Genomic DNA, 26712 nt, shown 5'->3' on the forward strand with positions numbered 1-26712 from the left:
GTTACACGAGCATGGAACTCCCCGCCGCGGTCGACTTCGCACGCGATCACCGCAGATCCGTACTCACCACGATCCGCCGCAACGGACGCCCGCAACTGTCCAACGTGCTGCACATCGTCGGCCCCGACGGCCGCCTCCGCATCTCCATCACCGCCGATCGTGCGAAGTACCACAATCTGGTCCGCGAGCCATGGGCGGCGTTACACGTGACCCGCGACGACTTCTTCGCCTACGCCGTACTGGAAGGCACCGTAAAACTCACACCGGTCGCCGCCGCCCCCGACGACCCCACGGTCGACGCGCTCGTGGACTACTACCGCAGCGCCTCCGGCGAACACCCCGACTGGAACGAATACCGCCGGGCGATGGTCGCCGATCGCCGCGCCCTGGCCGTGTTCACACCGACCCACGCTTACGGAATGCTCTGATTCATCCGCCAGTCGGTGACGGCAGAACACCGGCACCGGTCGCGGTCGGGTTCCGACCGTCGAATCCGTGGTTGGTCACCGGGTGTCCGCACGGAGCCGTATTTCTGGACCACGACGGCTCAGCTACCCGACTGGCCCCTGCATGGGCAGTCGGCCCGGTTATCCGTCCTTGCCCATCGCTCAGCGGGACATCAAGTCGGAGACCGTGACGAATTGGTATCCCGCGGAACGCAATTCGGCGATGATGCGCGGAATCGCTGCCAGGGAGGGGTCCGCGTACCGGTGCATGGTGTGCAACAGGATGATCGAGCCTGGGCGGACCTTGCCGATCGTATCGGCCACGATATCGTCCGTGGTGGCGTCAGCCCGGCCGGAATCCGGCTCGATGTCCCACATCACGGTGACGCGGTCCTGTTCGGCGAGGTAGTGCGGCAGCATCCACAGTTTCTTGCCGTAGGGCGGACGGAAAGTGATCGAGCCGACATAACCCGTTTTCATGATCTCGGCGTCTGTGCGCTCCACCTCGTCACGAACGGCGCCGGGAGTCACGAAGACCATCCGCCGATGGGAATAGGCGTGATTGCCGATCTCATGGCCCGCCGCGGCGATTGCCCTGCCGTGCTCCGGGTGCGCGGCGAGATCGCGGCCGTTCAGATAGAAGGTGGCCGGAACCTGAGCGTCGGCCAGAACTTTCAACACTTCCGGCGTGCGATCGGTCGGTCCGTCGTCCAAAGTCAGCGCGACCACCTTCGCGGCGGTGTCCACCCGGCTCACCACATGACCGGCCAGCTGGAACGTGCGAGCGTTCATCAGGTAGTAGGTGCCCATCGCCAGCAGCACCACGACGACGAGCACCGGCACACTCCAGATCAGCCACCTACGAAGCATGCACGCTGTATAGCAGACCGCCCGCTCCGACGCCGTTTACGCGGGCGGTGTCTTGAATTCTGGTTTTCCCTTGACTGGAGTTCTATCTTTTGCTCGTCGCGCCAGCCAATTTCGCGTGTTCGGCCGCATTGCTGCGCCATGTCTCGATGGAAATGGCGGCCCCGGTTCCGCGCTTTGCGGGACCGTTCGCTACGGCGGCGTATCTCGTCCTCTTCGGACATATTCTGTTGTACCCCAACATTTCATGCGATGTCGGCCACTCGGGCTGCACTTTCGAGTCGGTGTAGTCGTCCGTGCGGTCGGTGATGAACGGCGACGAGTTGGACATCATGACCGGCCGCGTGTGGTCGGTCATGCGTGAACCGGAAAAGGCGCCAGCGCCACTGAAGCGAGCGCTCGACTCGTACCCTGATCACTGGTCCAGGGACAAAGCCCTGTTGGCAGGCCGCCTCTCAGCCTTCCGCCGCCCGTATGGTCCTCCAAACCGTTTGCTGCTCAACAGCTACTCTCTCTTGAGCGTCCGCAGGGGAGGCCGGCCAGCTCACAGATTCCGAGGTCTGCGAACAGTGAGTGCTGTAGCAAGTGCACGAAAGGGGTGGTGACCGTTGCCGAGAGGTGGCCCTAAGCGCGGTCAGATGGCTCGTTTTCGAGCCTTCCGTGAGTACGAGGAGCAAAAGGCGGAGGCCAACAACGCGATGATGGCCCTGCTCGCCGGCGCTCAGCTATCGGCACACCTGCTCAAGTTGACCGAGGGGTCGAATCGGTTGCTGCCGGAGGTGTTTCCCGCGGTCGATCACATCCAAAGGTTCAACCTGAAATCGCACGACGCACGCCGGATTCTTCTCAGCGCCGACCCACACCTCGGCAAGATGGCTGTCCCGTACGTCATGGCGTTGCACGAGGATTACATGCGGACATGTGTCGAGCTACTGGCCGACAACGGGAAATGCGCGAGAGGCCTCGTCAAGGGAAACCTAGTTGACCTGCATCCTGCCTTTGAGACCGTGACCGGGCGGACATTCGATACCGACATGATGTCCTACATCACAGTGCTGCGGCTGATGCGAAACGCCGTCATTCACAATGGCAGCGTCGTGAACCAGAATCTCCGCGACGAGCTGGACAAGTGGACCACTCCCCAAGAGGACGGTTGGGTTGATCTAGCGAAGCGCAATCCGCGAGATCTCCACGTCGGTGATCGGATCGACTTCGGTCAGGGTGAGATGATTGTTGCTCTCGCGATCACAAAACGCCTCGACCGTGAGGCTAACCTCGGTCTGCAGACTGCCCTGCCCCGAACATGTTGGGCAGCGTTGGTCATCAACGAGATCGTCGAGGACCACCCGAGGATCCTGCACGACACCAAAGTCGCGTTGAGGCAGGCACGAGGAGTGGCTCGCCACCACTACGGCGTTATCGGCCTGACCGACGCCGAGCTGGAATCTGAGATCGCAGCCAGATAGCAGGATGGGCGGCCCGCTCGGGCCGCCCATCAAGTAACAAAGCGGGGCTCTACATCCTTGAGCTATCGGCGTTAGCCGACCGGGGCGTGACTCCCGGGTCTCCGCGCTTCTGTGGAAACATCCGGTCGCGAACCGAAAGGGGCCTTTACCCGTTTCCTGCACCTTTTGGGTGCGTGTCCACTGTAGCAGACGTTCTTCGAGCGCCCGCGTTGATCCCGCGAACAACCCGCGAGAGCGCTACTGACGCGGAAACCATTGCCTGACAAGCAAAAAGGGGCGTACGCAATATTCGTACGCCCCTCGGTGACAAGGTCAGAAGTTGATCATGTGCCCGGCCAGGCCGTGGAAGGCTTCCTGAAGGGCTTCGCTGAGGGTCGGGTGGGTGTGCACGTTGCGGGTCAGCTCGTTGACGGTCAGATCCCACTTCTGCGCGAGAGTGAGTTCCGGCAGCAGCTCGGAGACATCCGGGCCGATGAGGTGCCCACCGAGCAGCTCACCGTACTTGGCGTCGGCGATGAGCTTGACGAAACCGGTCGGGTCGCCGAGGCCGTGCGCCTTGCCGTTGGCGGTGAACGGAAAGGTCGCCACCTGCACGTCGTAGCCCTCATCACGGGCCTGCTGCTCGGTCAGGCCGAAGCTGGCGACCTGCGGCTGGCAGAACGTGGCGCGCGGCATCATCCGGTAGTCGCCGAGGGTGACGGTCTCCGCGCCGGCGATGGTCTCCGCCGCGACCACGCCCTGCGCCTCCGCGACATGCGCGAGCTGCAACTTCCCGGTGACGTCGCCGATGGCGTAGATGTGCGGCACAGTGGTGCGCATGTAGTCGTCGATCGCGATGGCGCCGCGCTCGAGCTGGACACCGGTGGTCTCCAGGCCGTAGCCCTCGACCCGCGGCGCGAACCCGACGGCCTGCAGCACCTTGTCGACGGTGACGGTCGCGATCGCGCCGGTGTTGTTGTCCTTGATCGAAACGGTGACCTTGGCGCCGTCGTCCTCGATGGACTGCACGGCCGCACCGGTGGTGATGGTGATGCCGAGCTTCTTGTACTGCTTGGTGATCTCCTTGGAGACGTCCGCGTCCTCGTTCGGCAGCGCCCGGTCGAGGAACTCGACGATGCGCACGTCGACGCCGTAGTTCTTCAGGACGTAGCCGAACTCCATGCCGATCGCGCCCGCGCCGACGATGAGGATAGAGCCGGGCAGGTCCCGGGTGAGGATCTGCTCCTCGTAGGTGACCACGTTGGCGCTGAGCTGAGTGCCCGGCAGCAGCTTCGTGACGGTGCCCGCCGCGATGATCGCGTTGTCGAACGTGACCGTCTCGGTGCCGCCCTTGGTGAGCTGCACCGAAAGCGAGTTCGGGCCGGTGAAGGTGCCCTTGCCGTCGAACTCGTCGATCTTGTTCTTCTTCATCAGGAAGTGGACGCCCTTGACCCGGCCGTCGGCGACCTTGCGGCTGCGGTCGAAGGCGACGCCGAAGTCGAAGGTGGCCTCGCCGGAGATACCGAAGGTCTTCGCCTCTTTGGTGAAGATATGGGCGAGCTCCGCGTTACGCAGCAGCGCCTTGGAGGGGATGCAACCGACGTTCAGGCATACACCGCCCCAGTATTTCTGCTCGACGATCGCTGTTCGCAGGCCGAGTTGAGCGGCGCGGATCGCGGCAACGTATCCGCCGGGACCAGCACCGAGAACGACGACATCGTAGTGAGAAGTCACGAAGCGAGCCTAACGCCGCAGCGCGAAGCTCACCCACCCATCCCCCGCAACTGTGCGGTGTAAGCGACACCCAGCCGAAAAATCTGCCCGCGAACTGGGAGAATGGACATATCCGGTCGGTGCGGGTCGTTGTCCCGATCCGCATCCGCGCCGCACTTCGGACGTCACGCACCGCCACCAGATGTCTTGGGTGCTGACGGACACCTACCGGGCGGTCAACCCTGCCGGACTCGGCGCGCGACTCGCCGGAAGTTCTCGCCGAACACCGCGGCGCGGTCCGCCGCGCTGAAACCACGCCCGGCCAGCACCTCGTCCAGGCCGGGCAGGTCGGCGGCGCCGATCAGGTCCTCCGGCGGAACCCACTGCAGCGGACCCCATCGGGTGTACGACTCGGAGAAAGCCTCCGGGTTCTGCCGTAGCTCGGCGTTGAAGTCCTCGGCGTCGAACGAGTAGTCCGACCCGACGCCGACGTGTTCGATACCGACCAGTTCGGCGCCGTACTCGATATGCCGGGCCATCGCCACGATCCGCTCGCCGCGCTCGTCGGCGGCATTGCAGCCCAAAAAGATTCCCACGCCGTTGATCCCGATGACGCCACCGGTCGCCGCGCAGGCTCGGGCCTGCTCGTCGGTGATGTTGCGTGGATGGTCCCACAGCGCGGCGAAATTCGAGTGGCTGTAGATCATCGGAGCGGTACTCGAGTCGGCGATATCGAGTCCGGTAAGCCGCGAGCAGTGCGACCCGTCGGCGAACATCCCGACTTCGTTGAGTGTGCCGATCAAGTCGCGCCCGTAGCGGGTGAGCCCGGTGTCGTCGGCGTCCAGGCAGCCGCAACCGGCGGCGTTGGCGTGGTTGTAGGTGGGCAGCAGCGATCGGACGCCGAGGTCGTAGAAACGCGCGACGTTGCCCAGATCGCCGCCGAGCGGCCCGGCGTCCTCGAGGTCGAACGCCAGCGCGATGGTGTCCGGGCGCCCGATGTCTTCCAGCGTGCCGGCAAGGCGAAAACGACTGTCCGCCAACGCTTCACTGCGAAATCGCCGAAGCAGCGCCAGGCAGTCGGTGGTGGATTGGCGGGAGTATCCGACGTTGACCGACAAGTACGATCCGGCCGGGTAGCGCGCGAGGTCGGCGATCCGCGCCGCGGCCGACAGCGGCAGACAGCAGTGCTGGTCCCAGAGAAACGGCGACAACCTCGAACCTCCTGGTCGGATCGGCCTCGCAGCAGCGATCCTACTGGCCGGGCAGGCCGAGCGGCGTGCGCGGATGCCGAGTCCGGGAAAGATCAGTGCGGCGGCCGACTACCCCAGTTCACCAACACTTTTCGGCATTCTGTGCACGTAACGAGGTGTCCGGGGCGACCGATTCACCCGGTAGTTCATTCCCCGTGCTCCACGAAGGCGGTGCGACCATGCGTCGCTTGATTCTGCTGTTGTTTTCCCTCGTGACGTTCGCCGGTCTCTGGATCGCGCCCAGCCCGGCGTCAGCTGCCCCGGACTGCGCCTCGACGTGGGGTTCGCTACCCGAAACGAGCCGAGCCCGGCCGGTCGCGACGCTCACGGGTGTGCGCGCCGGGCGGCACGACTGCTTCGACCGGCTTGTGTTCGACATCACCGGACCGGTCACCGGCTACCACGTCGGCTACGTCGAGCAGGTCGTCATGGACGGTTCCGGCGCGCTTGTCCCGCTGCGCGGCGCGGCGGCGCTGCAGGTCAGTGTGAACGCCCCCGCGCACGACGACGCGTACAACCCCACCTATCACCCCGGCGACCGCACCGAACTGGCCGACGTGCGGGACTACCGGACCTTCCGCCAGGTGGCCTGGGCCGGCTCCTTCGAGGGGCAGACCACGGTCGGTCTGGGGGTGCGCGCACGACTGCCGTTCCAGGTGTACACCCTCGACGGACCGGGTGGCGGTTCGCGCGTCGTGGTCGACGTAGCACACTCCTGGTGAACCCTTGTTCGCGCCGCTCGGCAACAATATGGCCATGAGCGGCGTTGAGCAGAATGTGACGGACCCTTACCTCTGGCTCGAAGAAGTGACCGCCGAGCGTGCCCTGGACTGGGCTCGCGCGCACAACGCCACCGTGCACGACCGGTTCGCCGACTCGGAGCGCTTCCGCGACCTCGAACGCCGCATCCTGGACATGCTCGACACGGACACCAAGATCGCGTATCCCGGGCGCCGCGGACCTTGGCTGTACAACTTCTGGCGGGATGCCGAGCATCCGCGCGGCCTCTGGCGGCGCACCACCTTCGCCGAGTACACCAAGGACGCGCCGGACTGGGACGTGCTGATCGACCTGGACGCTCTCGCCGCAACCGAGGACGAAAACTGGGTGTGGGGTGGGGCCGCGGTGCTGCGCCCGGAGCAGTCCCGGGCGCTGATCAGCCTGTCCCGTGGCGGGGCCGACGCGAAGGTGGTCCGCGAGTTCGACCTCGAGCTCAGGGTGTTCCTCGCCCCGGAGGACGGCGGCTACTACCTTCCCGAGGCGAAGTCGGAGATCCGGTGGATCGATATCGACTCGGTGTACGTGGGCACCGATTTCGGGGCCGGATCGCTGACCGATTCCGGGTATCCGCGGATAGCGAAACTGTGGCGACGCGGCAGCGCATTGGCGGAGGCGACCACTGTTTTCGAGGGCGAGCCGAGCGATGTCGCGGTCTCGGCGGGCTACGACCGGACACCGGGCTACGAGCGGCACTACATCGGCCGCGCCACCGACTTCTTCAACGAGGAGGTCTATCTGCTCGAAGCGGACGGCACACTGCGGCACCTCGACATCCCCAGCGACGCCAGCGAGTCCTGGTACAAGGATTGGCTGCTGGTCCGGCTGAAGTCGCCGTGGGAGGTGGGCGGGCAGACCTACCCCGCGGGCGCGCTGCTGGCCACCGACTTCGAGAAGTTCCTGTCCGGCACACGCGAATTCGAGGTGATCTTCACCCCGGACGCGCGCACCTCGCTGCACGGCTACGGCTGGACGGAGAATCACCTGCTGCTGGTCACCCTCGAAGATGTGCAAACCAGGCTGTACGTGCTCACCCCGAGCGCGACGGGCTGGCGGCGCGCACCGCTGGCCGACACCCCGCCGATGGCGACCACCAGCATGCTGAACCTCGACCCATTGGAGGGCGGCGACGAGTTCATGCTGACCACCAGCGGATTCACCACGCCGGCTACCTTGCTGGCCAGCGCTGTCGGCGGGCAGACCGAGCAGCTGAAGCAGGAGCCCGGATTCTTCGACGCCGCGGGAGTCGAGACCGAGCAGTTCTTCGCCGAGTCCGCGGACGGGACGCGCGTGCCGTACTTCGTGATCCGGCACCGCGACCGCAGGGACATCCCCGGCCCAACGGTGATGTCCGGCTACGGCGGCTTCGAAGTGTCCCGCACCCCCGCCTACAGCGGTGCGTCGGGTATGGGCTGGCTGGAGCGCGGCGGAACCTGGGTGATGACCAACATCCGCGGCGGCGGCGAGTACGGGCCGCAGTGGCACACCTCGGTGCAGAAGGCCAACCGGCACAAGGTGTACGAGGATTTCTCCGCCATCGCCAAGGACCTGGTCGCGCGCGGCATCACCACTGCCGACCAGCTCGGCGCCGTCGGCGGCAGCAACGGCGGACTGCTCATGGGCGTGATGCTGACCCGCTACCCGGAACTGTTCGGCGCGATCGTCTGCCAGGTGCCGCTGCTGGATATGAAGCGCTACCACCTACTGCTCGCCGGCGCTTCGTGGATGGCCGAGTACGGCGATCCGGACAAGCCGGAAGAATGGGAGTACATCAGCAAGTATTCGCCCTACCAGAACGCGCGCGCCGACCGCGCCTACCCGCCGATCCTGCTCACCACCTCGACCAGGGACGACCGGGTGCACCCCGGCCACGCCAGGAAGATGGCGGCGCTCTTGGAAGCCCAGGGCCACGAATTCTGGTATCACGAGAACATCGAGGGCGGTCACGGCGGCGCCGCGGACAACAAGCAGTCCGCGTTCCAGGCGGCGCTGATCTATGAGTTCTTCACTCAGATGCTGATCGAACGACGCTGATCGAACGACGCTGATCGAACGACGCTGATCGAACGACGCTGATCGAACGACGCTGATCGAACGACGCTGATCGAACGGCTGCCGACCGAACACCGCGGATAGCATCCACCTGGCTATCGGTCGCGCAGCCACTTCTCGATCTGGTCGACCGTGCTGGTGTACTGCTGGATCCAGCCGTTGTGGCCCAGCGCTTCCGGCTGCCGCCAGCGCGTCACCTCCGCGTTCGGCAGTTTGTCCAGTAGGTGCTCCGCGGAGCCGGGCGGGGTGAGTTCGTCACCGGTCATCGTGATCGACAGGACCGGCAGTTTCAGCCGGGCGATGCGCTCCTCGTAATCGATATCCGCGCCGACCGGGACGAACCGGCCGGTGCGCGCCAACCGGGCCCAGTCCGAGATCAGCACCTTGGACTGGCGGCCGAAGCCCATCGAGATGCGATCGCCCGGCCAGAAACCGGCCAGGTTGGCCGTCAGCGAGACCGCCGCGGTGCCGACCAGCATGCCCGGTCCCGAAAGCCCGCGGTAGCGACGGTAATACGGAGTGCCGGAGGCGACCAGGATCAGCCCGCCCAGCCTGCCCCGGATACGCGCGGCGTACATGACGCCGAGCTGACCGCCCATGCTGTGGCCGAGCAAGTACGGCGTGCTGTCCGGGAATCGGTCCCGCACCACCTCGAAGATCGCCGGAAAGTCGACCGAGACCAGCTCGTGGTAACCGAAGGTGCTGGCGGAACTCGGCTTCGGCCTGCTGTCGCCGTTGCCGCGCAGCTCGCCGACCGCCACGTCGAACCCGCGGGCCGCCAGGCCCGCGGCGAACAGTTCGTAGTACCCGGCCGGGACACCGAGGCCGGGCATGATCACCACGACCGGGCGCGGCGCGTCCGGCGTGACCGGGTGCCGGTGCGTACCCTCGGCCGGGATCAACCGCACCGGAACGGTGGTGCCGTCCGGCATCTGGATCGGAACTGTCTGCATGTTCGCACGTTACCGCTACGGTCGCGCCCGCGGCGGGCGCTACGCGCCGACCGCCCCGACGATCACGTTGCTCAGCACCCGGATGATGTCGTCCAGCGGCGGGCGCGGTTGCGCACCGCTCCACGAATCCACCACGTAGTTGACGGCGCCGATGATCGCGAGCACGCGCATCTCGTAGTCGCCGGTGGGGATCTCGCCGTGCAGGGCCGCGTCCTCGGCCGCGTCGGCCAGCAACGAGCCCCACTCCCGGCGCACCGCGAGGCGGAACTTCTCCGCCTTCGGGCCCGCACCGACCACCTCGACGAGCGCGACGCGTGCTTTGCGCGGATCGGATCCGATGGATTCGACATAGGCGCGCACCGCGGCGTCGATGACATCCAGCGCGCTCGCACCGGATTTCGCGTCCAACGCCGTCTTCACAGCGTCCCGCGACTCCCGATCGATCTGCTCGTAGAGCTCTAGCAGCAGGGACTCGCGACCGGTGAACTCCTCGTAGAACTGTCGCGAGGAGAGTCCGGCGTCCTTGCAGATGGCGCCGACCGAACTATTGGCGTAGCCGTCCCGCGCGAAGACCGTCAGGCCTGACTCCAGAAAACGCGCACGCCGCTGACGCTGCCGGTCCTCCACGGGTTGCCCGGCATACATTCGACCCGTATTCGCATCCTGTGACATTGGGCCAGACAATACAGAAAGGGCCCGATCGCATCGTCACCGATCGGGCCCTTCGGGACAACTCTTCGACCAAACGTGCGTTAGCCGAAAGTTGGCGGTACAGTGGCTAGCTCATTATATGGTCGCCGGACCAGAGATCCGGCGACCATAGTAGTTTCCGCAGACGCACGCTCGTTAGCGGATCAGCCATTCAGCAACTCCGATCTGACCGTATGACTTGCCTGTCACTGGCTATTTGCCGACAGGGACGATACCTAGCGCCTCGCGTTTGCGGGGCAGTTTTAGAGGGAAAACGTAGAATTTTTAAATCACACCGATTCGCCGGTTGCGGGTGATTCGCCCGCTGCGCGAAGATCGTCCAGTAAATCGGGTAGCGCGGCAACGGAATCGATAACATGTTCGGGTGAACATTCGGCCGACGCCAACACTGCGGGCCGGAATTTGCCGGTGCGTACCAGCACGCCGGTCAACCCCACATCTTGCGCCGCAAGCACATCCGCGTACAGATCATCGCCGACCATCAACACTTCCGCCGGATCGAGACCCATCAATTGCGCGCAGGTACGGAAGCCGGGCGCGGCGGGTTTTCCGACCACCTCGATTCGCGCGTTGCCCGCGGCTGCCAAGCCGGGCAGGTACGCGCCCGCATCGATGCGCAGTCCCTCGGCCGTCGCCCAGGTGAGCCCGCTGTGCATGGCGACGACGGGCACGCCGTCCAGCATCAGTTCCACCACCCGGCTCAGCGCCGCATGCGTGAATTCCGGTCCGGCTCCGCCGATTACCACCACGTCCGGCTGGTCGCTGTCGAGCGCCACGCCCGTGAGATCCGCTGCGATGTCACCGTGGTTGAGTACCCAGATGGTGGCACCGGGGTAACGGCGGCAGACGAACTCGGCGGTGAGTCGTGCAGCCGTGACGATCTCGGCGGAATCGACCTCGATTCCGGTGTCGCACAGGCGTTCCGCGATCTCGGCACAGGTACGCGAGGTGGTGTTGGTGAGGAACGCGCGACGCAGTCCGCGCTCGCGGATCCGGCGCACCGCGGCCGCGGCGCCCTCGATCTCCTGCCAGGAGGTCACCAGGACACCGTCGATGTCGTACAGCACGCCTCGGATCCGGCCGCGGTCGGACATGGCTTCAGCGTACGACAACGACGCTCGAGTACCCTTGTGCGGCTCCGGGCCGGCACCCGATCCCGCCGCCGAATCGTCGGCGGCGGCGCACAGCCACCCTGACTTAGGGTGAAGCATGCTCACCGCGCTGCTCTACGGACTGGGGACGGCCGTGCCGCTGGTCCTCGGCGCCGCCGCCGGATTGCGCTGGCAGCTACCGAAAGCGGCGCTCGCCTCGCTGATGGCCTTCGGCGCGGGCACCTTGATCGCGGCGGCGTCTGCGGAACTGTTCGAGCCCGCATTCCACCAGGCGGGCGGTGTGATCGCCGGGGTGGCGCTGTGCACCGGCGCGGCCGTGTACGTGGTCGCCAGCCATCTCATCGAGAACAAGCTGGGGCCGCGCGCACTCGGCTGGGCCCTGCTGCTCGGCACGTTGCTCGACGGCATTCCGGAGAACACCGCGCTGGGTGTCTCGCTGACCACGGGCGGCGGCCTGGTCCTGCTGGTGGCGGTGGTGGTCGGCAACGTCCCCGAGGCGATCAGCGGGGCCGCGCTGATGCGGGATCAGCACGACGTCGCACAGCGCCGCACGTTGTGGCTCTGGGTGGCGACCGCAGTGGCGCTCGTGCTGGTCACGGTGCTGGGAAACCTATTGTCGGACAAGCTTTCCGCCACGCACATCAGCGCCGTGCAAGCGTTCGCGGGCGGCGCGACGATCGCGGTGCTCGCCGACTCGCTGTTGCCCGAGGCCTACCGCGAAGGCGGCTGGTGGATCGGAATGGCCACGGCGGCCGGTTTTCTCGTCGCTTTCGTCCTCGGCGGCTGAGTCAGCGCCCGGCACCCGCGACGACCGCGTCCAGGAGCCCAGGGAAGCGCTGATCCAGGTCCGAGCGGCGCAGCTCGATCAAGCGGTTGCGGCCGGAAGCGAACGTCGTGGTCACACCGGCGTCGCGCAGCACCTTCCAGTGGTGCGAGGCGGTCGCGGCGGTGATATCCACGTCGAACTCTTTGACGTTGCAGCTCAACGGTTCTCGCCCGCCCGCGAGCGCGCGCACCAGTTCCAGCCGAACCGGGTCGGCTAGCGCGCTGAGCACCCGGACCAGATCGATGTCGGCGGTACTCGGCTGCGGCAGCTGGCGCATCTCGATTCTCCAATCGTTTGACAACAATCAAAGTATACCGCAGGCTCACGCTATGAGGCTTCGACAATCATCGAACGATTTGTATCGCTCGCTCCTCCCGCTCGCTGTCGGCACCTTCGTGCTCGGCACCGACGGGTTCGTGCTCAGCGGGCTACTACCCCTCATCGCCGCCGACCTGCACGTCTCGGTATCCACCGCCGGGCAGCTGACCACCATGTTCGCCTGGACCTACGCCATCGCATCGCCGTTGATCGCCGCGGCCACCGGATCGTGGGACCGGCGCTGGCTATTGGGCGGCGGCGCAATGCTTTTCGTAATCGGCATGATCGGGCAGGCCGCCGGTGAGAGCTACGCTGTCGTGGCCGTGGCTCGCGTCGTGGCGGCCATCGGGGCGGCGGCCTTCCAGGCCAACGCCTTCGCGGTCGCCGGCGTACTCGCCGACGACGCGCACCGCGGGCGGGCGCTGTCGATCGTGACCGCGGGCATCACCCTGTCCAGCGTCGCGGGCGTGCCGATCGGCGTCTTCGCGGAACGCTGGATTGGGTGGCGCGGTGTGCTGTGGGGGATCGCGCTCGGCGGGGCGGTCGCTGCGGCGCTGATATTGCTGCTACCCCGAGTGACCTTGCCGAGCACGGGACTTCGCGAGCGGATCGGCGTGCTGGTCCGACCGCCGGTGCTGCGAGTGCTGATCGTGACGACAGCGCAGATCACCGCCGTCTACACCACCATCGTCTACCTGCCGGTGGTCGTCGCGGCCGCAGTGCCGCAGGGCATGCTCGCCTGGCTGATGCTGACCATGGGCATCGGCCAGGTGATCGGCAACGCCCAAGCCGGCCGTGCCGTCGACCGCTACGGTTCTCGACGCACGCTGATCGTGGGACTCATCGGCGCTCTGGCGGGCCTGGCACTGCTCGGCGCCGTCGTACACACGGCGTGGGCGGTGTTCGCCGTCTTGGCCGTGACCGGACTCTTCGGCGCGATGATCCTGATACCGCAACAACACCGGCTGTTCGGCATCGCCCACGACGCGCCGACCGTCGCCGTCGGCCTGAACGGCTCGGCCATCTACCTCGGCGCCGGCATCGGGTCACTCGTCGGCGCGGCGGTGCTGGACACCTCGGGCAGCGGATGGTTGCCCTGGACCTCAGCGCTCATCGCAGCACTCGCGCTGGCGCTGGCCGTACCGAAGAGACGCTCTCGCAGCGAGTCGCCGACCACCGTCGCGGCAGCCTGAACGAACGCCCGCCGCCGCTCGCCACGGTTACTCGCTCGTGTGCGCGGCGCCGGGGCGCGGTCAACCGGTCGGCTCGGGGCGGATGGTGTCCAGCCGGTCGGCGCAACGAACCAGCAGGGCGAGCAGGGTCGCCCGCTCGTCCTCGCTGAACTCCTCGGCCAAGGCGCGTTCGACGTGGATGGCGCGGACGTCCGCGTCGCGCATGACCGCCGCGCCCTCGTCGGTCAACGTCGTCTCCAGCACGTTCTTGTGCCACGCGTGCGGACTGCGCGCGATGAGCCCACGATCGCGCAGATTGCTCAGGACGGTGTTCATAGTCGGCGGCGTAACTCCACACAACCGCGCCAGAGCGGCGGCCGAGATGCCGGGATTCTCGGCGAGGAGCAGCAGCGCGGCGTACTGCGCGACGGTGATGCCCACCGGCTTCAACGCGGCGTTCTTGGCCGCGTTCAGGGACTGCTCGGCGCGCTTGAGATACGAGCCGATGCGTTCGGAGGCGGGCATGGACGTCATGAGCGCATCGTATCCGCACGTCTCCACAATAGAGTATTGACGATCATTAGAACTCTAATCTAAATTCGTGCTCGTACTTGAAAGTGAACACGACGGCCGCCATTGACGAAACAGACGACGACGTGCCCGATGCCCTCGTATCGTTGACCGGTATCTGGGAGTCGGGCAGGACCGATACGGCGCAACGCCACGACGATTACATCCGCGAGCGTCTCCGTCAACGGCGTTCCGAATGGGAGTGACAACAGTTCTCGATACCGGCCCTCTTGTCGCGCTGATGGACCGAAGCGACAACCGACACAGAGAATGTGCCGAGTTCTTCGCCACCCTTCGCGGCACACGGCTACTTCCCGCATCTGTGATGATCGAGGTCTGCTAGCTGCTGGAAACGCGTCCCGATATCGAAGCCACCTTCCTCGACCGGGTCCAGCAGGGCGTTTTTCGAACTCGTTTCGCTAACCAAGCCGGATCGCCGAGTTGGTTCGCCAGTACGCGGATCTTCCATTGGGCACGGTCGACGCGTCCGTGGCGGCAATCGCCGAACGATTCGGTGCCGATCGAGTGGCCACCCTGGACCGCGAACACTTCAGCGTGGTACGCCCTGCGCACGTAGGTGCATTCACCTTGCTGCCGTAGCGGGGCACAAGCTGCCGCTTGCCTTGCAGACCATCGGATCAAGCGATGAATTGCGGTGGGCCGTCATCCAACGCCGGAAGCCGGCCCACCCGAAGGCGGACCGGCTTCCGGATCGAACGGTGTTGCCAGGTGGCCGGACTCAGAAGTCCATGCCGCCCATGCCACCGGTCGGGTCGCCGGCGGGAGCGGCGGCCTTCTCCGGCTTGTCGGCGACAACGGCCTCGGTGGTCAGGAACAGGGCCGCGATGGAGGCCGCGTTCTGCAGGGCCGAGCGGGTGACCTTGACCGGGTCGGCGACGCCGGCGGCCAGCAGGTCCTCGTACTCGCCCGAGTCCGCGTTCAGGCCGTGGCCGGCGGGCAGGTTCGAGACCTTCTCCGCGACGACGCCGGGCTCGAGGCCCGCGTTGAACGCGATTTGCTTCAGCGGAGCCGACAGCGCGACCTTCACGATGTTCGCGCCGGTGGCCTCGTCACCGCTGAGCTTCAGCTCGTCCAGCGCCGGCGCCGACTGCAGCAGGGCGACGCCACCACCGGCGACGATGCCCTCCTCGACGGCGGCCTTCGCGTTGCGAACGGCGTCCTCGATGCGGTGCTTGCGCTCCTTGAGCTCGACCTCGGTGGCCGCGCCCGCCTTGATCACCGCGACACCGCCGGCCAGCTTGGCCAGGCGCTCCTGCAGCTTCTCGCGGTCGTAGTCCGAGTCGGAGTTCTCGATCTCGGTGCGGATCTGCTGAACCCGGCCCTTGATGCCCTCCGGGTCGCCCGCGCCCTCGACGATGGTGGTCTCATCCTTGGTGACGACGACCTTGCGCGCCTGACCGAGCAGCTCCACGCCCGCGGCCTCCAGCGACAGGCCGACCTCTTCGCTGATGACCTCGCCACCGGTCAGGATGGCGATGTCGGCCAGCTGGGCCTTGCGGCGATCACCGAAGCCGGGCGCCTTGACCGCGACCGACTTGAAGGTGCCGCGGATCTTGTTGACCACCAGGGTGGACAGGGCCTCGCCCTCGACGTCCTCGGCGATGATCAGCAGCGGCTTGCCGGCCTGGATGACCTTCTCCAGCAGCGGCAGCAGGTCCTTCACCGTGGAGACCTTCGAGCCGACCAGCAGGATGTACGGGTCCTCCAGGACCGCTTCCTGACGCTCCGGGTCGGTGACGAAGTAGCCCGAGATGTAGCCCTTGTCGAAGCGCATGCCCTCGGTGAGCTCCAGCTGGAGACCGAAGGTGTTGCTCTCCTCGACGGTGATGACGCCTTCCTTGCCGACCTTGTCCATGGCCTCGGCGATCAGCTCACCGATGGACGCGTCGCCGGCCGAGATACCGGCGGTGGCGGCGATCTGCTCCTTGGTCTCGACCTCCTTGGCGGTGTCGAGCAGCTTGGCGGTGACGGCCTCGACGGCCTTCTCGATGCCGCGCTTCAGACCCAGCGGGTTCGCGCCGGCCGCGACGTTACGCAGGCCCTCGCGCACCAGCGCCTGGGCGAGCACGGTGGCGGTGGTGGTGCCGTCGCCCGCGACGTCGTCGGTCTTCTTGGCGACTTCCTTGACCAGCTCGGCGCCGATCTTCTCGTACGGGTCCTCCAGCTCGATCTCCTTGGCGATGGACACACCATCGTTGGTGATCGTGGGGGCGCCCCACTTCTTCTCCAGGACAACGTTGCGACCCTTGGGGCCCAGCGTCACCTTGACCGCGTCGGCGAGGCTGTTCAGACCCCGCTCGAGACCCCGGCGGGCCTCTTCGTCGTACGCAATTGTCTTGGCCATTGCGTTGAGATCCTCCACATGTATATGGGGCTGACACACAGAGCGACCGCAGGTTGGATCGCCCCAAGTTGCGCTGGCCAGGTTCGGTGCCCGCGACGGACGACCGAGGGTGTCGATGGAACCCGGTCTCACCGTCCCGACCTGGCACTCACAGGTCGAGAGTGCCAAGAGCCTTTTTAGCACTCAGGGGTGCCGAGTGCAAGGTCATCCGGCGCCGCCGCGCCGGAACCAGTGGGCGCTGTCGGACGTAGTCCGTCTTCAGCCCGCGCATGGCCGCAGCGAAGGCGGAGGTACCGCCTACGGGCGGTCGTCGACGCGCAAGACCAAGGCGACGAAGGCATCGGTGCGGCGTTCCTCCGGCGTGCGGGGCTCGCCGTCTTCGACGGTGACGAGTTCGGCGTCGTGCAGCAGCAGCTCCGCCTCGACCCGCATGATCGCGCGAATGAACGGTGGCGCCACGTCCGGCGGCAGGTCGCCGTTCACCACGTAGCTGCCGTCGGGTTGCGACTCGGTCGACACATAAGAAAGCGCGCGCAGCAAGTCTGCGCGCCGTTCCCCTGCTATTAGGTCGGAATCCGTTTCATCCGCCATTGCTATAGCTTAGCCGTCGCCGGTTCACGTCTCGGGCCGGGCGATCACGCTTCACCCGTCTGCCCAGCAAAGACCAGGTCGAAACACTGCCGCTGGGATAGCCGGAACCCGACACCGCACCTGGGCGTCCCTCGGGGCGTAGATTCCGGATGGACCATGATCAGGCTGATCCCGAAGGGGTATGCGGTGGCCGAGCTCCCGTTCGATTCGCTGTACCGGCACGGGTTCGCCCGGGTGGCGGTGGCCGTGCCCCGGATCAGGGTGGCCGATCCGGCCTACAACGTCGAGCAGACCGTCGAGCTGGCCGGACAGGCCGCGGCGGCCGGTGCGGTGCTGACCGTGTTTCCCGAGCTGGGTTTGTCCTCCTATACCGCCGACGACCTGTTCCACCAGGACGCACTGGACGTCGCGGTCCAGGCGGCGCTCGAGCGGGTCGTCGCGGCGAGCACGGACCTCGACACGGTGCTCGTCGTCGGGGCCCCGGTGCGGGCGCAGGGCAGGCTGTTCAACTGCGCGGTCGCGATCTGCCGTGGTGTGGTGCTCGGCGTGGCGCCGAAGAGCTACCTGCCGAACTACCGCGAGTACTACGAGAAGCGCCAGTTCGCGGCAGCGCGGGAGTCGCTGGAAGACCAGGTCACGATCGCGGGGCACCGCGCGCCGTTCGGGTCCGATCTGCTGTTCCGCGCGAGCAACCTGGAGGATTTCACCTTTCACCTGGAAATCTGCGAGGACGGGTGGGTTCCCCTGCCGCCCAGCGGGTTTGCCGCACTGGCCGGGGCGACGGTTCTGGTCAACCTGTCGGCGAGCAATATCGTGATCGGCAAGGCCGACTACCGGCGCTCGCTGTGCACCTCGCATTCGGCCCGCTACCTCGCGGCGTATCTGTATTCCGCGGCCGGGCACGGCGAGTCGACCACCGATCTCGCCTGGGACGGGCAGGCGCTGATCTGTGAGAACGGCGACCTGCTCGGCGAGGGCGAGCGGTTCTGCGATCATCCCCAGCTGGTCACCGCCGATCTGGATCTGCGCCGCCTCGCCGCGGATCGGTTGCGCACCACCAGCTTCGCCGACAATGTGCACGACCACCGCGACCGGCTGGTCGCGATGCGACGCGTCGAAGTGCGGTTGCCGATCCCCGAAGGACCCGTCGCGTTGCGCCGGGACATCGAGCGCTTCCCGTACGTCCCCGCCGATCCCGCCGTGCGCAACGAGCGCTGCGCCGAGGTGCACCACATCCAGGTCGAGGGTCTGAGCACCCGGCTGCGCGCGACCGGCCTCGAGCACGTGGTGATCGGGGTATCCGGCGGATTGGACTCCACCCAGGCACTGATCGTGGCGGCCAAGACGATGGACCGGCTCGGCCTGCCGCGAGAGAACGTGCTGGCTTACACCATGCCCGGATTCGCGACCAGCACCAGAACCCGGACCGACGCGCACCGCCTGATGGCGGCACTCGGCGTCACGGCGCGCGAGATCGACATCCGCCCTTCGGCCACCCAGATGCTGCGCGACCTCGACCACCCGGCCGCCGACGGCGCGCCCCGCTACGACATCACCTACGAGAACGTGCAGGCGGGCGAGCGGACCTCGCACCTGTTCCGGCTGGCCAATCAGCACGCGGCGCTGGTGGTCGGCACCGGCGACCTGAGCGAGCTCGCGCTCGGCTGGTGCACGTTCGGGGTCGGGGACCACATGGCGCATTACAGTGTCAACGCGTCGGTGCCCAAGACGCTGATCAAATACCTGATCGCCTGGGCGGTGGACACCGAGCAGTTCGGACCGGCCGCGGGCGAGGTGCTGTCGTCGATTCTGCGCACCGAGATCTCGCCCGAGCTGATTCCGCACGCGGATTCCTCGGCGCCCAGCCAGAGTTCGGAGGCCACGGTCGGTCCGTACGAGTTGCAGGACTTTCATCTGTACTACCTGCTGCGATTCGGCTACCGGCCCAGCCGCATCGCCTACCTGGCGCGGCACGCGTGGTCCGATCCCACGGACGGGCGCTGGCCCGACCTCGTACCCACCGACCAGCGTCATGCCTACGACCTCGCGACAATCAAGCATTGGCTGGCCGAGTTCCTGCGCCGTTTCGTGCAGACCAGCCAGTTCAAGCGTTCTACGCTGCCGAACGCGCCGAAGGTCGGCTCCGGCGGATCGCTCTCGCCACGCGGCGATTGGCGCGCACCGAGCGACGCCGCGGCGGCCGCCTGGCTGGACGAGCTCGCCCGCAACGTACCGGACTCCTGACCGCGACTCCTGACCGGACTTCCAGCCGAACACAGCCGCCGACGCCCCGCGTGCGGCCCAGCGACGGCTGCCTATGGTGACGGGGTGAGTGAGAAACCCGGCTGGGATGCCATCGACGGGGCGTTGCGGCCGCTGTACGGCGATATCGAACCCTTTCACTGGGCCCCCGACCACCCCTGGTCCCTCGGCGGACCCGATCCGCTCGACGGGATCAGCGCGTACTCCCGCACCGATCCGGTACCGCACTGGCATTACATCGGCTACGGCCTGACCGAGTTGTACGAGAAGGAGTGGGACAACCCGGCGGAATCCGGCTGGGGCTTCGAGTTCACCTTCCGGCTGGTGCGCAGGCCCGAGGAGACCGAGCCGCCCGCGTGGCCGACGAACTTCATGCAGAACCTGGCGCGCTATGTCTTCCAGTCCGGCAAGTGGTTCGAGCCGGGTCACACCATCAAGGCGAACGGGCCGATCGCGGCCGGCGACGCCGCCTGCACCAGTCATGCCGTCTGCTTCGTGATCGACCCGGAACTGGCCGCCATCGAGAGCCCGCACGGCCGGGTCCGGTTCCTGCAGATGGTCGGCCTCACCATGCCGGAATACCGTGCGGCGCACGGCGGACGCGCCCTCGAACTGCTCGCCCAGCTGGCGCCCCAGCTTCCCCTGTACGTCACCGACATTCATCGCGACCCGCTGGTCTCCGAGCCGAAACCACAGGCCCGCTGGCCGCGGTGGGGCGGCGGGCTGGCCGGGCGGGGGTAGTTCAGGCCGCGCGCATCGGGTGGCGTGGGACCGAAGCGCGTTGCCGCGGCGCGGGTATCCCCGCTCTTCGGGTGCGCAGCGCCCGGCGACGGCGCGACCGTGCGATATTCGCACCACGGAACCCGTTGACGACGTTGCGCATTCGATGACCGAAAGCTGACCGTCGCGCCGCGCCGATCACCAGTACGGACACGGTGAGCATGGTTGCCGCGCGGAGCTTCCCGCCGCCCATTGCCGGCTCAGGACTTACCGGACGTGAACGATGCGAGCAGCTCGGCCAGTTGCGCCTCGGTGCGCGCCTTGTCCATGCCGAGATCGCTGAGCAGTCCGGAACCGTTCTCTTGTTCGAGCAGTGCCAGCAGGATGTGCTCGGTGCCGATGTAGTTGTGCCCCAGCCGAAGCGCCTCACGAAAAGTCAGCTCGAGGACCTTTTTGGCTTCCGCGCTGAAGGGAATCAGCGCGGGGACCTCACCTTCGCTCGGCGGCAGCGACGCGGCGGCGGCGGCGGAAAGCGCTTCCAGCGCAACACCATTCGCGACCAGCGCCTGCACCCCAAGCCCCTCCGATTCGGTGAGCAGCCCGAGCACCAGGTGACCGACAGCGATTTCCGAGTTTCCGGCGCCGCGGGCGACTTCTTGCGCGGCCACCACCACCTGGCGCGCCCGGGGGGTGAACCGGGCGAAGCCCGCGTTCGGGTCCATGGCCGCGGCCGCGGCCGGGTCGGGCGCCTTGGGCACGAACCGCTTCTGCGCGGCCTGCTTGCTGACCCCCATGCTGGCGCCGATGTCGGTCCAGGACGCGCCCGAGCGACGGGCCTGGTCCACGAAGTGGCCGATCAGATGATCGGCCACCTCGTCGAGGTGATTCGCCACGACAACGGCGTCGGACAGCTGCTCGAGCACGTTGTCGGGACGGGCTTTCTTGATGCCCTCGATCAGGTCGTCGAGGCGAAGTGATGAAGTCATACGTCAACCATAAGTTGACGATGCACATTCGTCAACGGTTGGTTGACGATACGAATCAGGGCCGCGCCGACGCCGCCGCGACGCGCACGATGCGCTCCTTCACCCACGCCGCGGTACGCCCGGTCAGCACCGTCCGGGCCGGTGCGTCGTCGGCCCGCACGACCTGAACCACCCCGTCCCTGCGCCCCAGGCTCAGGCACTGGAGCACATACCGGAACCGGAACTCTTGCGACTGGCGGCCGTGCATCCGAGCGAGCACCGCATCAGCCGCGTGCTTACCGGTGGGCAGCGCCGTAGCGCATGCCATGCGCAGCTCACGCCCGCCCGGCCCCGCGACGAGGGCGGCGTCTCCCGCCGCGAAGATATCCGGGTGCGACACCGAACGCAGGGTAGCGTCGGTCAGCACCCGGCCGTCGGAATCCACCGCCAGACCAGCGCGGGCGGCGAGGTCGGGCACGCGAAACCCCGTGGTCCACACCGTCGCCGCAGCCTCGACCAGCGAACCGTCGGCCAACCGAGGGCCCTGCGGCGTCACCTCGAGCACCTTGGCGCCGGACCGAATCTCCACCCCGAGACGCTCCAGTGTCCGCCTGATGTGCGCCTGCGCGCGCACCGACAGCCAGGCGCCCGGATCCTCCAGCCCGAGCAGCAGCACGCGCGCGCCCGGATGCGATTCGGCCAGTTCCGCCGCCAATTCGATGCCGGTCGAACCGGCGCCGACGACCGCCACCAGTCCGTCCCGCATCGGCAGAGCGGACACATCCTCCTGTGTCGCGACCGAATAGGCGTGTTCGGCCACGCCGGGCACGCTCTGCACGTCGGCGCTACTGCCGAGGGCATAGACCAGGGTGTCGTAGTCGAGAGCCCCGCCCGCGTCGAGAATCACCCGTTTCGCGGCCGTATCGATGTCGGTCGCCCGAGCGTTCACGAAGCCGATTCCCTTGCGTTCCAGCAGTTTCCGCAGATCCCACCCGGAAATGCGCTGCCCGGAAGCCTGTTGGTGCAGCCGTATCCGCTCGACGAACGCCGTGTGGGCGTCCACCACGGTGATCCGGGCGTCCCGTGCCGTGCGCGCCAGCCTGCGGGCCGCCGCCAGTCCTGCGTACCCGGCCCCGAGAACGACGATTCGATGCTGTCCGGTCATGATGTGGCTCCTTTCGATCGGCCATCACCCTTCAGACCGGATAGCCCCCCGGTTCCTGACAGACCGACGCCGTGAAGGGCGTCACAGTTGACGCTGCCGTGAAGGCGTCACAGTGAGCGCTACCGGCGGCCCGGAACCGTGCCCACCACGCCGTCCGTCCCGGCGAAATAGGCCAGCTTGTCCGGATTGACGATCAACCGCAACGCGGTGATCGACCCGTCCGCCACATCGACGCCCACCACGAGCAACGGCGCTCCGTCCACCCGCACGACCACGGCGGGCGCGCCGTTGACCTCTTCGATGAGCAACCGCATTCCCGGCACCTCCCGGCGCCACAGGCCCGCCAGGTACCGCGCCACCTGTTTCGCGCCCCGCACCGGGCGGCGCGCCGCCGTGACCTTGCCGCCACCGTCGGCGAACGCGGTCACGTCGGCGGCGAGCATCCGCTCCAGCGACTCGAGGTCGCCGTCGCGCGCCGCCGTCAGGAATCGCTGGATCAGCGCACGGGCGTGCTCGGGCGGAATACCGAAGCGGGCCCGGCCTGCTCGGACACGTTGGCCCGCCCGCCGGAAGATCTGCTGGGAATTCGCCTCGGTGACCTCGAGCATGTCGGCGATCTCGCGATGCGCATAGCCGAATGCCTCGCGCAGCACGAAGACGGCGCGCTCCACCGGGGTCAGCCGCTCCAGCGCGGTCAGCAGCGCGAGCGAGACCAGTTCGCGCTGCTCGATGCTCTCCAGCGGGCCGAGCTCGCCGCTCGCGGTCGGCACCGGCTCCGGCAGCCACGGCCCGACGTACCTCTCCCGCCTGGCCCGCGCCGAAACCAACCAGTTACGGCAGAGATTCACCAGCGCGGTGGTCAACCACGCCTCGGCGCAGCGGATACTGCTGCGGTCGGCGCCGTCCCAGCGCAGATAGGTCTCCTGCACCGCGTCCTCGGCTTCGGTCGCCGAGCCGAGTAGCCGATAGGCGAGCGCGAACAGCCGCGGTCGATGTTGCTCGAACTCCCGCAATCCGGACGGCTCCAAGGTCATCCCCGCCTCTCCGCATAGTCAAGCCATACCAGTCGGTCTCGCGAGATCGCGGGTAGGCCAGTTACCCAGGTGCCCACGAAACCGATTAGCACCCGCCGTTAGTCGGTGCTCGGTGGTGGTTGGCCGTTCTGGCGCTGCTTGCCGCCTGGGCGGCGCAGGCGCAGGCGGGCGGACGAGTCGCGGATCGCCGGGCGACGGATCACGGGCAGGCGTCGGTCCGCACGCCGCTGCGCGCGGCGCTCCGCGGGCTTGTGCTGCCAGGTTTCCGGTCGCGCGGCCACCCAGCGCTGGGAATGCCAGGCGAACGGAATGTGGGCCAGGTACAGCACGACCAGCACCAGCAGCAGCACGATCGGGTAGGTGACCAGCGCGGCCGCGGCTAGCGCGACCAGCACCAGCAGCCCCGCCGCCGCCTGCGGCGCCACCGACACCGACTTCATGGCCAGCGTCGGAATCGTGCTGACGCACAGCGCCGCCGCGCACACCGTCCACGCGGCGACCGCGTAGAAGCCCACCCACCAACCGTGGCCGAACTGCACGAACAGCGCCACCGGTACCATCGCGATGAGCGCACCCGCCGGAGCGGGCACGCCGACGAAGTAATCGCGCGACCAGTCCGGCCGGGTGTCGTCGTCCATCAGGGTGTTGAACCGGGCCAGCCGCAGCACGATGCTGACCGCGAACAGCAACGCGACGATCCAGCCCACACTATTGCTGCTGAGCAGGGTCACGTAGAGCACAAGTGCGGGCGCGACACCGAAGGAGATGGCGTCCGACAGGGAATCCAGCTCGGCGCCCATCTTGGTGGTGGCGTCCAGCATCCTGGCCAGCCTGCCGTCGAGGGTGTCCAGCACCGCCGCCGCGCCGATCATGGCCAGCGCGATGCCGAGCTTGCCGTCGAGGCCGAACTTCACCGCCGACAATCCGGCGCACAGCGCCAGGATCGTGACGATGCTCGGCAGCAGCCGGATGGTCCGCCGCCGCCGCTGAATGGGTACCGCGGCTTCCATCACGCGCCAGCGGTGGAGCCGAGCGCAGCGAGCACGGTCTCGCCGCCGATGGTGCGCTGGCCGGGCTGCACGAGCAGTTGGGTGCCCGGGGGAAAGTACGTGTCGACCCGCGAACCGAAACGGATCAGGCCGTAGGTGTCGCCGATCGTGAGCACGTCGCCGACCTGAGCGTCGCAGACGATCCGGCGGGCGAGCAGGCCGGCGATCTGCACGACGACGACCTGGCCGCCTTCCGGCGTTTCCAGCACCATGCTGTTGCGCTCGTTCACCGAACTGGCCTCGGGCAGGTCGGCCGAACGAAACTGCCCGGGCTGGTGCAGCACGGTACGCACCACGCCGGAGACCGGCGTGCGCTGCACGTGCACATCCAGCACGGACAAGAAGATGCTGACCCGGGGGAGCAGTTGATCGCCGAGACCCAGTTCGGCGGGCGCAGGGGCGGTATCGACCAGGGCGATCTCACCGTCGGCCGGGGCGACCACGACGCCGGGCCGGTTCGGCGGCACCCGGTGCGGATGACGGAAAAACGTCGCGCAAGCCGCCGCGGCGGCCAGCCCCGTCCGGCGCACCCACTTGTGCTTGCCGCCCAGGACCGCGACCGCCAGCGGGGCGGCCACGAACGGGAGCCCGGCGGGATGCAGCGGGGGAATCGCATGACGGACCAGGTCGACGAGGTGGCCGACTCCGGTGCGCTCAGGCGTGCCGGGCGGGGTGGGACGGCGGGCCACAGGCTCCTCTTTCGTGCTCGGTGCAGGCGGATTGCGCCCTTCCACAATAGGACCGGCGCAAGCGTTCACACCTTACGGGAAAGGAGCCGGTAACACGCGGGGTCAGGACCTGAGCCCGGTCACCGCCCGCACCAAGAACAAGAGGATGACCGCACCGCCCAGGCAGGTGAAGAAGCTGAACCAGAGCCCGCCGCCCGCGACATCGACCCCGAGCAACTTCAGCAGGAACCCACCGAGCAGTCCGCCGATCACCCCGACGACGATATTGAGCAGGATGCCCTGCTGGGCGTCCGTCTTCATGAACTTGCTGGCGATCCATCCGGCCAGACCGCCGATGATGATCCATCCGATGATTCCGAGACCGAGCATGGTGTCCTCGCATCAGTAGTTGGGTCACGCCGTCAACAGCAAGCGCGCATCGATGAGATACCCGGTGATTGTCCGAATACGCGCGCTAGCGGAGCAGCCCTCGGGCTAATATGAGGAAGCCTCACGTCTGCACCCATGGACAGTGGCTGATGAGGAACCGATTTCGATGCTTCGGGGAAACCCGGCGGCGCCGCCGCAGGTACATAGGAGACGCAGATGGCTGCTCGTATCGCCCAGACCACCGGCGCAGCGCACACGGCGATCCTCGGGCTCGGCGTTTACCGCCCTGCTCGAGTGGTCACCAACGACGAAGTGGCGGTTCTGATCAACTCGAGCGACGAGTGGATCCGGACCAGGTCGGGGATCAAGACCCGGCGGTTCGCCGACGAATCGGAAACGATTCAGAGCATGAGCGTCGCCGCCGCGCGCGGCGCGATCGAATCCGCGGGCATCGCGGTCGAGCAAGTCGACTGTGTGATCGTTGCCACCTCGACGCACCTGCTCCTCACGCCGGCCGCTGCCCCGCGCATCGCCACCGAACTCGGCATGAACGGCGCCGCCGCCTTCGACGTCTCGGCCGGCTGCGCGGGCTTCTGCCACTCGCTCGCGCTCGCGTCGGACTTGGTCCGGGCCGGGACCGCCGGGCACGTCCTGGTGATCGGCGTGGAGAAACTTACCAACACGGTCAACCCAGCCGATCGCTCCACCGCGTTCCTTTTCGCCGACGGTGCGGGAGCGGTCATCGTCGGCCCGTCCGACGAGCCCGGTATCGGTCCCACGGTGTGGGGCTCGGACGGCACCCAGCACCACGCCATCCGGCAGGACAAGGACTGGATGGAGTACTTCCACGAGATCGATGAGAAGGGCCTGGACGCAGTGCGGCCGTACATGGCCATGGAGGGCACCGCGGTGTTCCGCTGGGCGGCGCACTCGTTGGAGAAGGTGTGTCGCGACGCGATCGACCGCGCCGGCCTGTCCCCCGACGATCTGGACGCGATGATCCCGCACCAGGCCAACGGCCGGATCATCGAGATCATGGCCCGGGTGCTGAAACTGCCCGAGCACTGCGCGCTCGCCAACGACATCGAGGAGACGGGCAACACCTCCGCCGCGTCGATCCCGCTGGCCATGGAGTCGCTGCTGCGCAAGGGCGAGTCGAAGCCGGGCGACACGGCGCTGCTCATCGCGTTCGGCGCGGGGCTGTCGTACGCGGCTCAGGTCGTGACTCTGCCCAACTGGAAGTAGCGCTCGCTTCGGCGAGGTCGGCCGAGGTGTGCTCAGCCGACCTGGC

25 protein-coding genes are annotated in these 26712 nt (G+C 67.2%); 9 read left to right on the forward strand and 16 right to left on the reverse strand.

The window, feature by feature from the left end:
• Nucleotides 1–11: 11 nt before the first annotated feature.
• Nucleotides 12–428, forward strand: coding sequence for a PPOX class F420-dependent oxidoreductase (locus ACT86A_RS03630; RefSeq protein WP_445090680.1), 417 nt, complete (start codon nucleotides 12–14; stop codon nucleotides 426–428).
• A 180-nt stretch (nucleotides 429–608) separates the two neighbouring features.
• Here ACT86A_RS03630 and ACT86A_RS03635 read toward each other — a convergent pair whose 3' ends face one another.
• Nucleotides 609–1316, reverse strand: coding sequence for a polysaccharide deacetylase family protein (locus tag ACT86A_RS03635; protein ID WP_445090530.1), 708 nt, complete (start codon nucleotides 1314–1316; stop codon nucleotides 609–611).
• Nucleotides 1317–1951: 635 nt separating this feature from the next.
• Between ACT86A_RS03635 and ACT86A_RS03640 the strand changes: the two genes are divergently transcribed.
• Entirely contained in the window at nucleotides 1952–2779 is an 828-nt protein-coding gene (locus tag ACT86A_RS03640; RefSeq protein WP_445090531.1) for a hypothetical protein, read from the forward strand.
• Between the two features lie 312 nt (nucleotides 2780–3091).
• Here the strand turns inward: ACT86A_RS03640 and lpdA are convergent, their stop codons facing one another.
• A complete protein-coding gene (lpdA, locus tag ACT86A_RS03645) occupies nucleotides 3092–4492 on the reverse strand; it encodes a dihydrolipoyl dehydrogenase (RefSeq protein WP_445090532.1) in 1401 nt (466 codons plus the stop codon).
• Nucleotides 4493–4707: 215 nt separating this feature from the next.
• Entirely contained in the window at nucleotides 4708–5682 is a 975-nt protein-coding gene (locus ACT86A_RS03650; protein WP_445090533.1) for a dipeptidase, read from the reverse strand.
• Between the two features lie 218 nt (nucleotides 5683–5900).
• On the opposite strand from ACT86A_RS03650, the gene ACT86A_RS03655 reads away from it, so the two are divergent.
• Complete coding sequence (locus tag ACT86A_RS03655; protein ID WP_445090534.1) at nucleotides 5901–6443, forward strand: AMIN-like domain-containing (lipo)protein; 543 nt, start codon at nucleotides 5901–5903, stop codon at nucleotides 6441–6443.
• Nucleotides 6444–6477: 34 nt separating this feature from the next.
• On the forward strand, nucleotides 6478–8532 hold the full coding sequence (locus ACT86A_RS03660; protein ID WP_445090535.1) for a prolyl oligopeptidase family serine peptidase: 2055 nt from the start codon (nucleotides 6478–6480) through the stop codon (nucleotides 8530–8532).
• A 113-nt stretch (nucleotides 8533–8645) separates the two neighbouring features.
• Here ACT86A_RS03660 and ACT86A_RS03665 read toward each other — a convergent pair whose 3' ends face one another.
• From ACT86A_RS03665 to ACT86A_RS03675, 3 genes are all read right to left on the reverse strand, one after another.
• Nucleotides 8646–9503 (reverse strand): alpha/beta hydrolase family protein, encoded by an 858-nt coding sequence (locus tag ACT86A_RS03665; RefSeq protein WP_445090536.1) that lies wholly within the window; start codon nucleotides 9501–9503, stop codon nucleotides 8646–8648.
• A 39-nt stretch (nucleotides 9504–9542) separates the two neighbouring features.
• On the reverse strand, nucleotides 9543–10148 hold the full coding sequence (locus tag ACT86A_RS03670) for a TetR/AcrR family transcriptional regulator (protein ID WP_445090537.1): 606 nt from the start codon (nucleotides 10146–10148) through the stop codon (nucleotides 9543–9545).
• A gap of 335 nt (nucleotides 10149–10483) precedes the next feature.
• Nucleotides 10484–11308: an HAD-IIA family hydrolase gene (locus ACT86A_RS03675; RefSeq protein ID WP_445090538.1), complete on the reverse strand. Its 825-nt coding sequence runs from the start codon at nucleotides 11306–11308 to the stop codon at nucleotides 10484–10486.
• Between the two features lie 115 nt (nucleotides 11309–11423).
• Between ACT86A_RS03675 and ACT86A_RS03680 the strand changes: the two genes are divergently transcribed.
• Complete coding sequence (locus ACT86A_RS03680; protein WP_445090539.1) at nucleotides 11424–12113, forward strand: ZIP family metal transporter; 690 nt, start codon at nucleotides 11424–11426, stop codon at nucleotides 12111–12113.
• Nucleotide 12114: 1 nt separating this feature from the next.
• Here the strand turns inward: ACT86A_RS03680 and ACT86A_RS03685 are convergent, their stop codons facing one another.
• Nucleotides 12115–12429: an ArsR/SmtB family transcription factor gene (locus ACT86A_RS03685; RefSeq protein ID WP_445090540.1), complete on the reverse strand. Its 315-nt coding sequence runs from the start codon at nucleotides 12427–12429 to the stop codon at nucleotides 12115–12117.
• 52 nt (nucleotides 12430–12481) lie between these two features.
• Here ACT86A_RS03685 and ACT86A_RS03690 point away from each other — a divergent pair, with 52 nt between their 5' ends.
• On the forward strand, nucleotides 12482–13663 hold the full coding sequence (locus tag ACT86A_RS03690) for an MFS transporter (RefSeq protein WP_445090541.1): 1182 nt from the start codon (nucleotides 12482–12484) through the stop codon (nucleotides 13661–13663).
• Nucleotides 13664–13723: 60 nt separating this feature from the next.
• On the opposite strand, the gene ACT86A_RS03695 is transcribed toward ACT86A_RS03690, so the two are convergent.
• From ACT86A_RS03695 to ACT86A_RS03705, 3 genes are all read right to left on the reverse strand, one after another.
• Nucleotides 13724–14176 carry a MarR family winged helix-turn-helix transcriptional regulator gene (locus ACT86A_RS03695; RefSeq protein WP_445090542.1) on the reverse strand — a complete coding sequence of 151 codons (453 nt, stop codon included), beginning with the start codon at nucleotides 14174–14176 and terminating at the stop codon, nucleotides 13724–13726.
• 775 nt (nucleotides 14177–14951) lie between these two features.
• Complete coding sequence (groL, locus tag ACT86A_RS03700) at nucleotides 14952–16577, reverse strand: chaperonin GroEL (protein ID WP_445090543.1); 1626 nt, start codon at nucleotides 16575–16577, stop codon at nucleotides 14952–14954.
• A 297-nt stretch (nucleotides 16578–16874) separates the two neighbouring features.
• A complete protein-coding gene (locus ACT86A_RS03705) occupies nucleotides 16875–17168 on the reverse strand; it encodes a hypothetical protein (RefSeq protein ID WP_355071706.1) in 294 nt (97 codons plus the stop codon).
• Nucleotides 17169–17324: 156 nt separating this feature from the next.
• On the opposite strand from ACT86A_RS03705, the gene ACT86A_RS03710 reads away from it, so the two are divergent.
• Both ACT86A_RS03710 and ACT86A_RS03715 read left to right on the forward strand, forming a co-directional pair.
• Nucleotides 17325–19412, forward strand: a complete 2088-nt coding sequence (locus ACT86A_RS03710; protein ID WP_445090544.1) for an NAD(+) synthase — start codon at nucleotides 17325–17327, stop codon at nucleotides 19410–19412.
• Between the two features lie 84 nt (nucleotides 19413–19496).
• Nucleotides 19497–20171: a suppressor of fused domain protein gene (locus ACT86A_RS03715; protein ID WP_445090545.1), complete on the forward strand. Its 675-nt coding sequence runs from the start codon at nucleotides 19497–19499 to the stop codon at nucleotides 20169–20171.
• 239 nt (nucleotides 20172–20410) lie between these two features.
• Here the strand turns inward: ACT86A_RS03715 and ACT86A_RS03720 are convergent, their stop codons facing one another.
• The 6 genes from ACT86A_RS03720 to ACT86A_RS03745 form a co-directional block, all read right to left on the reverse strand.
• Nucleotides 20411–21136, reverse strand: a complete 726-nt coding sequence (locus ACT86A_RS03720; protein ID WP_445090546.1) for a Clp protease N-terminal domain-containing protein — start codon at nucleotides 21134–21136, stop codon at nucleotides 20411–20413.
• 55 nt (nucleotides 21137–21191) lie between these two features.
• Entirely contained in the window at nucleotides 21192–22280 is a 1089-nt protein-coding gene (locus ACT86A_RS03725) for an NAD(P)/FAD-dependent oxidoreductase (protein ID WP_445090547.1), read from the reverse strand.
• 119 nt (nucleotides 22281–22399) lie between these two features.
• On the reverse strand, nucleotides 22400–23314 hold the full coding sequence (locus ACT86A_RS03730; RefSeq protein ID WP_445090548.1) for an RNA polymerase sigma-70 factor: 915 nt from the start codon (nucleotides 23312–23314) through the stop codon (nucleotides 22400–22402).
• A 98-nt stretch (nucleotides 23315–23412) separates the two neighbouring features.
• A complete protein-coding gene (locus ACT86A_RS03735) occupies nucleotides 23413–24324 on the reverse strand; it encodes a CDP-alcohol phosphatidyltransferase family protein (protein ID WP_445090549.1) in 912 nt (303 codons plus the stop codon).
• Nucleotides 24324–25052, reverse strand: a complete 729-nt coding sequence (locus tag ACT86A_RS03740) for a phosphatidylserine decarboxylase (RefSeq protein ID WP_445090550.1) — start codon at nucleotides 25050–25052, stop codon at nucleotides 24324–24326. The genes ACT86A_RS03735 and ACT86A_RS03740 overlap by 1 nt, the downstream gene beginning before the upstream one ends.
• 102 nt (nucleotides 25053–25154) lie before the next feature.
• Nucleotides 25155–25421 (reverse strand): GlsB/YeaQ/YmgE family stress response membrane protein, encoded by a 267-nt coding sequence (locus ACT86A_RS03745; RefSeq protein WP_445090551.1) that lies wholly within the window; start codon nucleotides 25419–25421, stop codon nucleotides 25155–25157.
• A 216-nt stretch (nucleotides 25422–25637) separates the two neighbouring features.
• Between ACT86A_RS03745 and ACT86A_RS03750 the strand changes: the two genes are divergently transcribed.
• Complete coding sequence (locus ACT86A_RS03750) at nucleotides 25638–26666, forward strand: beta-ketoacyl-ACP synthase III (protein WP_445090552.1); 1029 nt, start codon at nucleotides 25638–25640, stop codon at nucleotides 26664–26666.
• Nucleotides 26667–26712: the final 46 nt, after the last annotated feature.

This window comes from Nocardia glycosmidis, from assembly GCF_052545115.1.

Coding starts and splice junctions, on each gene's coding strand:
- ACT86A_RS03630 (WP_445090680.1), top strand. CDS start 12: ATGGAACTCCCCGCCGCGGTCGACTTCGCACGCGATCACCGCAGATCC.
- ACT86A_RS03635 (WP_445090530.1), bottom strand. CDS start 1,316: ATGCTTCGTAGGTGGCTGATCTGGAGTGTGCCGGTGCTCGTCGTCGTG.
- ACT86A_RS03640 (WP_445090531.1), top strand. CDS start 1,952: ATGGCTCGTTTTCGAGCCTTCCGTGAGTACGAGGAGCAAAAGGCGGAG.
- ACT86A_RS03655 (WP_445090534.1), top strand. CDS start 5,901: ATGCGTCGCTTGATTCTGCTGTTGTTTTCCCTCGTGACGTTCGCCGGT.
- ACT86A_RS03660 (WP_445090535.1), top strand. CDS start 6,478: ATGAGCGGCGTTGAGCAGAATGTGACGGACCCTTACCTCTGGCTCGAA.
- ACT86A_RS03665 (WP_445090536.1), bottom strand. CDS start 9,503: ATGCAGACAGTTCCGATCCAGATGCCGGACGGCACCACCGTTCCGGTG.
- ACT86A_RS03670 (WP_445090537.1), bottom strand. CDS start 10,148: ATGTATGCCGGGCAACCCGTGGAGGACCGGCAGCGTCAGCGGCGTGCG.
- ACT86A_RS03675 (WP_445090538.1), bottom strand. CDS start 11,308: ATGTCCGACCGCGGCCGGATCCGAGGCGTGCTGTACGACATCGACGGT.
- ACT86A_RS03680 (WP_445090539.1), top strand. CDS start 11,424: ATGCTCACCGCGCTGCTCTACGGACTGGGGACGGCCGTGCCGCTGGTC.
- ACT86A_RS03685 (WP_445090540.1), bottom strand. CDS start 12,429: ATGCGCCAGCTGCCGCAGCCGAGTACCGCCGACATCGATCTGGTCCGG.
- ACT86A_RS03690 (WP_445090541.1), top strand. CDS start 12,482: ATGAGGCTTCGACAATCATCGAACGATTTGTATCGCTCGCTCCTCCCG.
- ACT86A_RS03695 (WP_445090542.1), bottom strand. CDS start 14,176: ATGACGTCCATGCCCGCCTCCGAACGCATCGGCTCGTATCTCAAGCGC.
- groL (WP_445090543.1), bottom strand. CDS start 16,577: ATGGCCAAGACAATTGCGTACGACGAAGAGGCCCGCCGGGGTCTCGAG.
- ACT86A_RS03705 (WP_355071706.1), bottom strand. CDS start 17,168: ATGGCGGATGAAACGGATTCCGACCTAATAGCAGGGGAACGGCGCGCA.
- ACT86A_RS03710 (WP_445090544.1), top strand. CDS start 17,325: ATGATCAGGCTGATCCCGAAGGGGTATGCGGTGGCCGAGCTCCCGTTC.
- ACT86A_RS03720 (WP_445090546.1), bottom strand. CDS start 21,136: ATGACTTCATCACTTCGCCTCGACGACCTGATCGAGGGCATCAAGAAA.
- ACT86A_RS03725 (WP_445090547.1), bottom strand. CDS start 22,280: ATGACCGGACAGCATCGAATCGTCGTTCTCGGGGCCGGGTACGCAGGA.
- ACT86A_RS03730 (WP_445090548.1), bottom strand. CDS start 23,314: ATGACCTTGGAGCCGTCCGGATTGCGGGAGTTCGAGCAACATCGACCG.
- ACT86A_RS03735 (WP_445090549.1), bottom strand. CDS start 24,324: ATGGAAGCCGCGGTACCCATTCAGCGGCGGCGGCGGACCATCCGGCTG.
- ACT86A_RS03745 (WP_445090551.1), bottom strand. CDS start 25,421: ATGCTCGGTCTCGGAATCATCGGATGGATCATCATCGGCGGTCTGGCC.
- ACT86A_RS03750 (WP_445090552.1), top strand. CDS start 25,638: ATGGCTGCTCGTATCGCCCAGACCACCGGCGCAGCGCACACGGCGATC.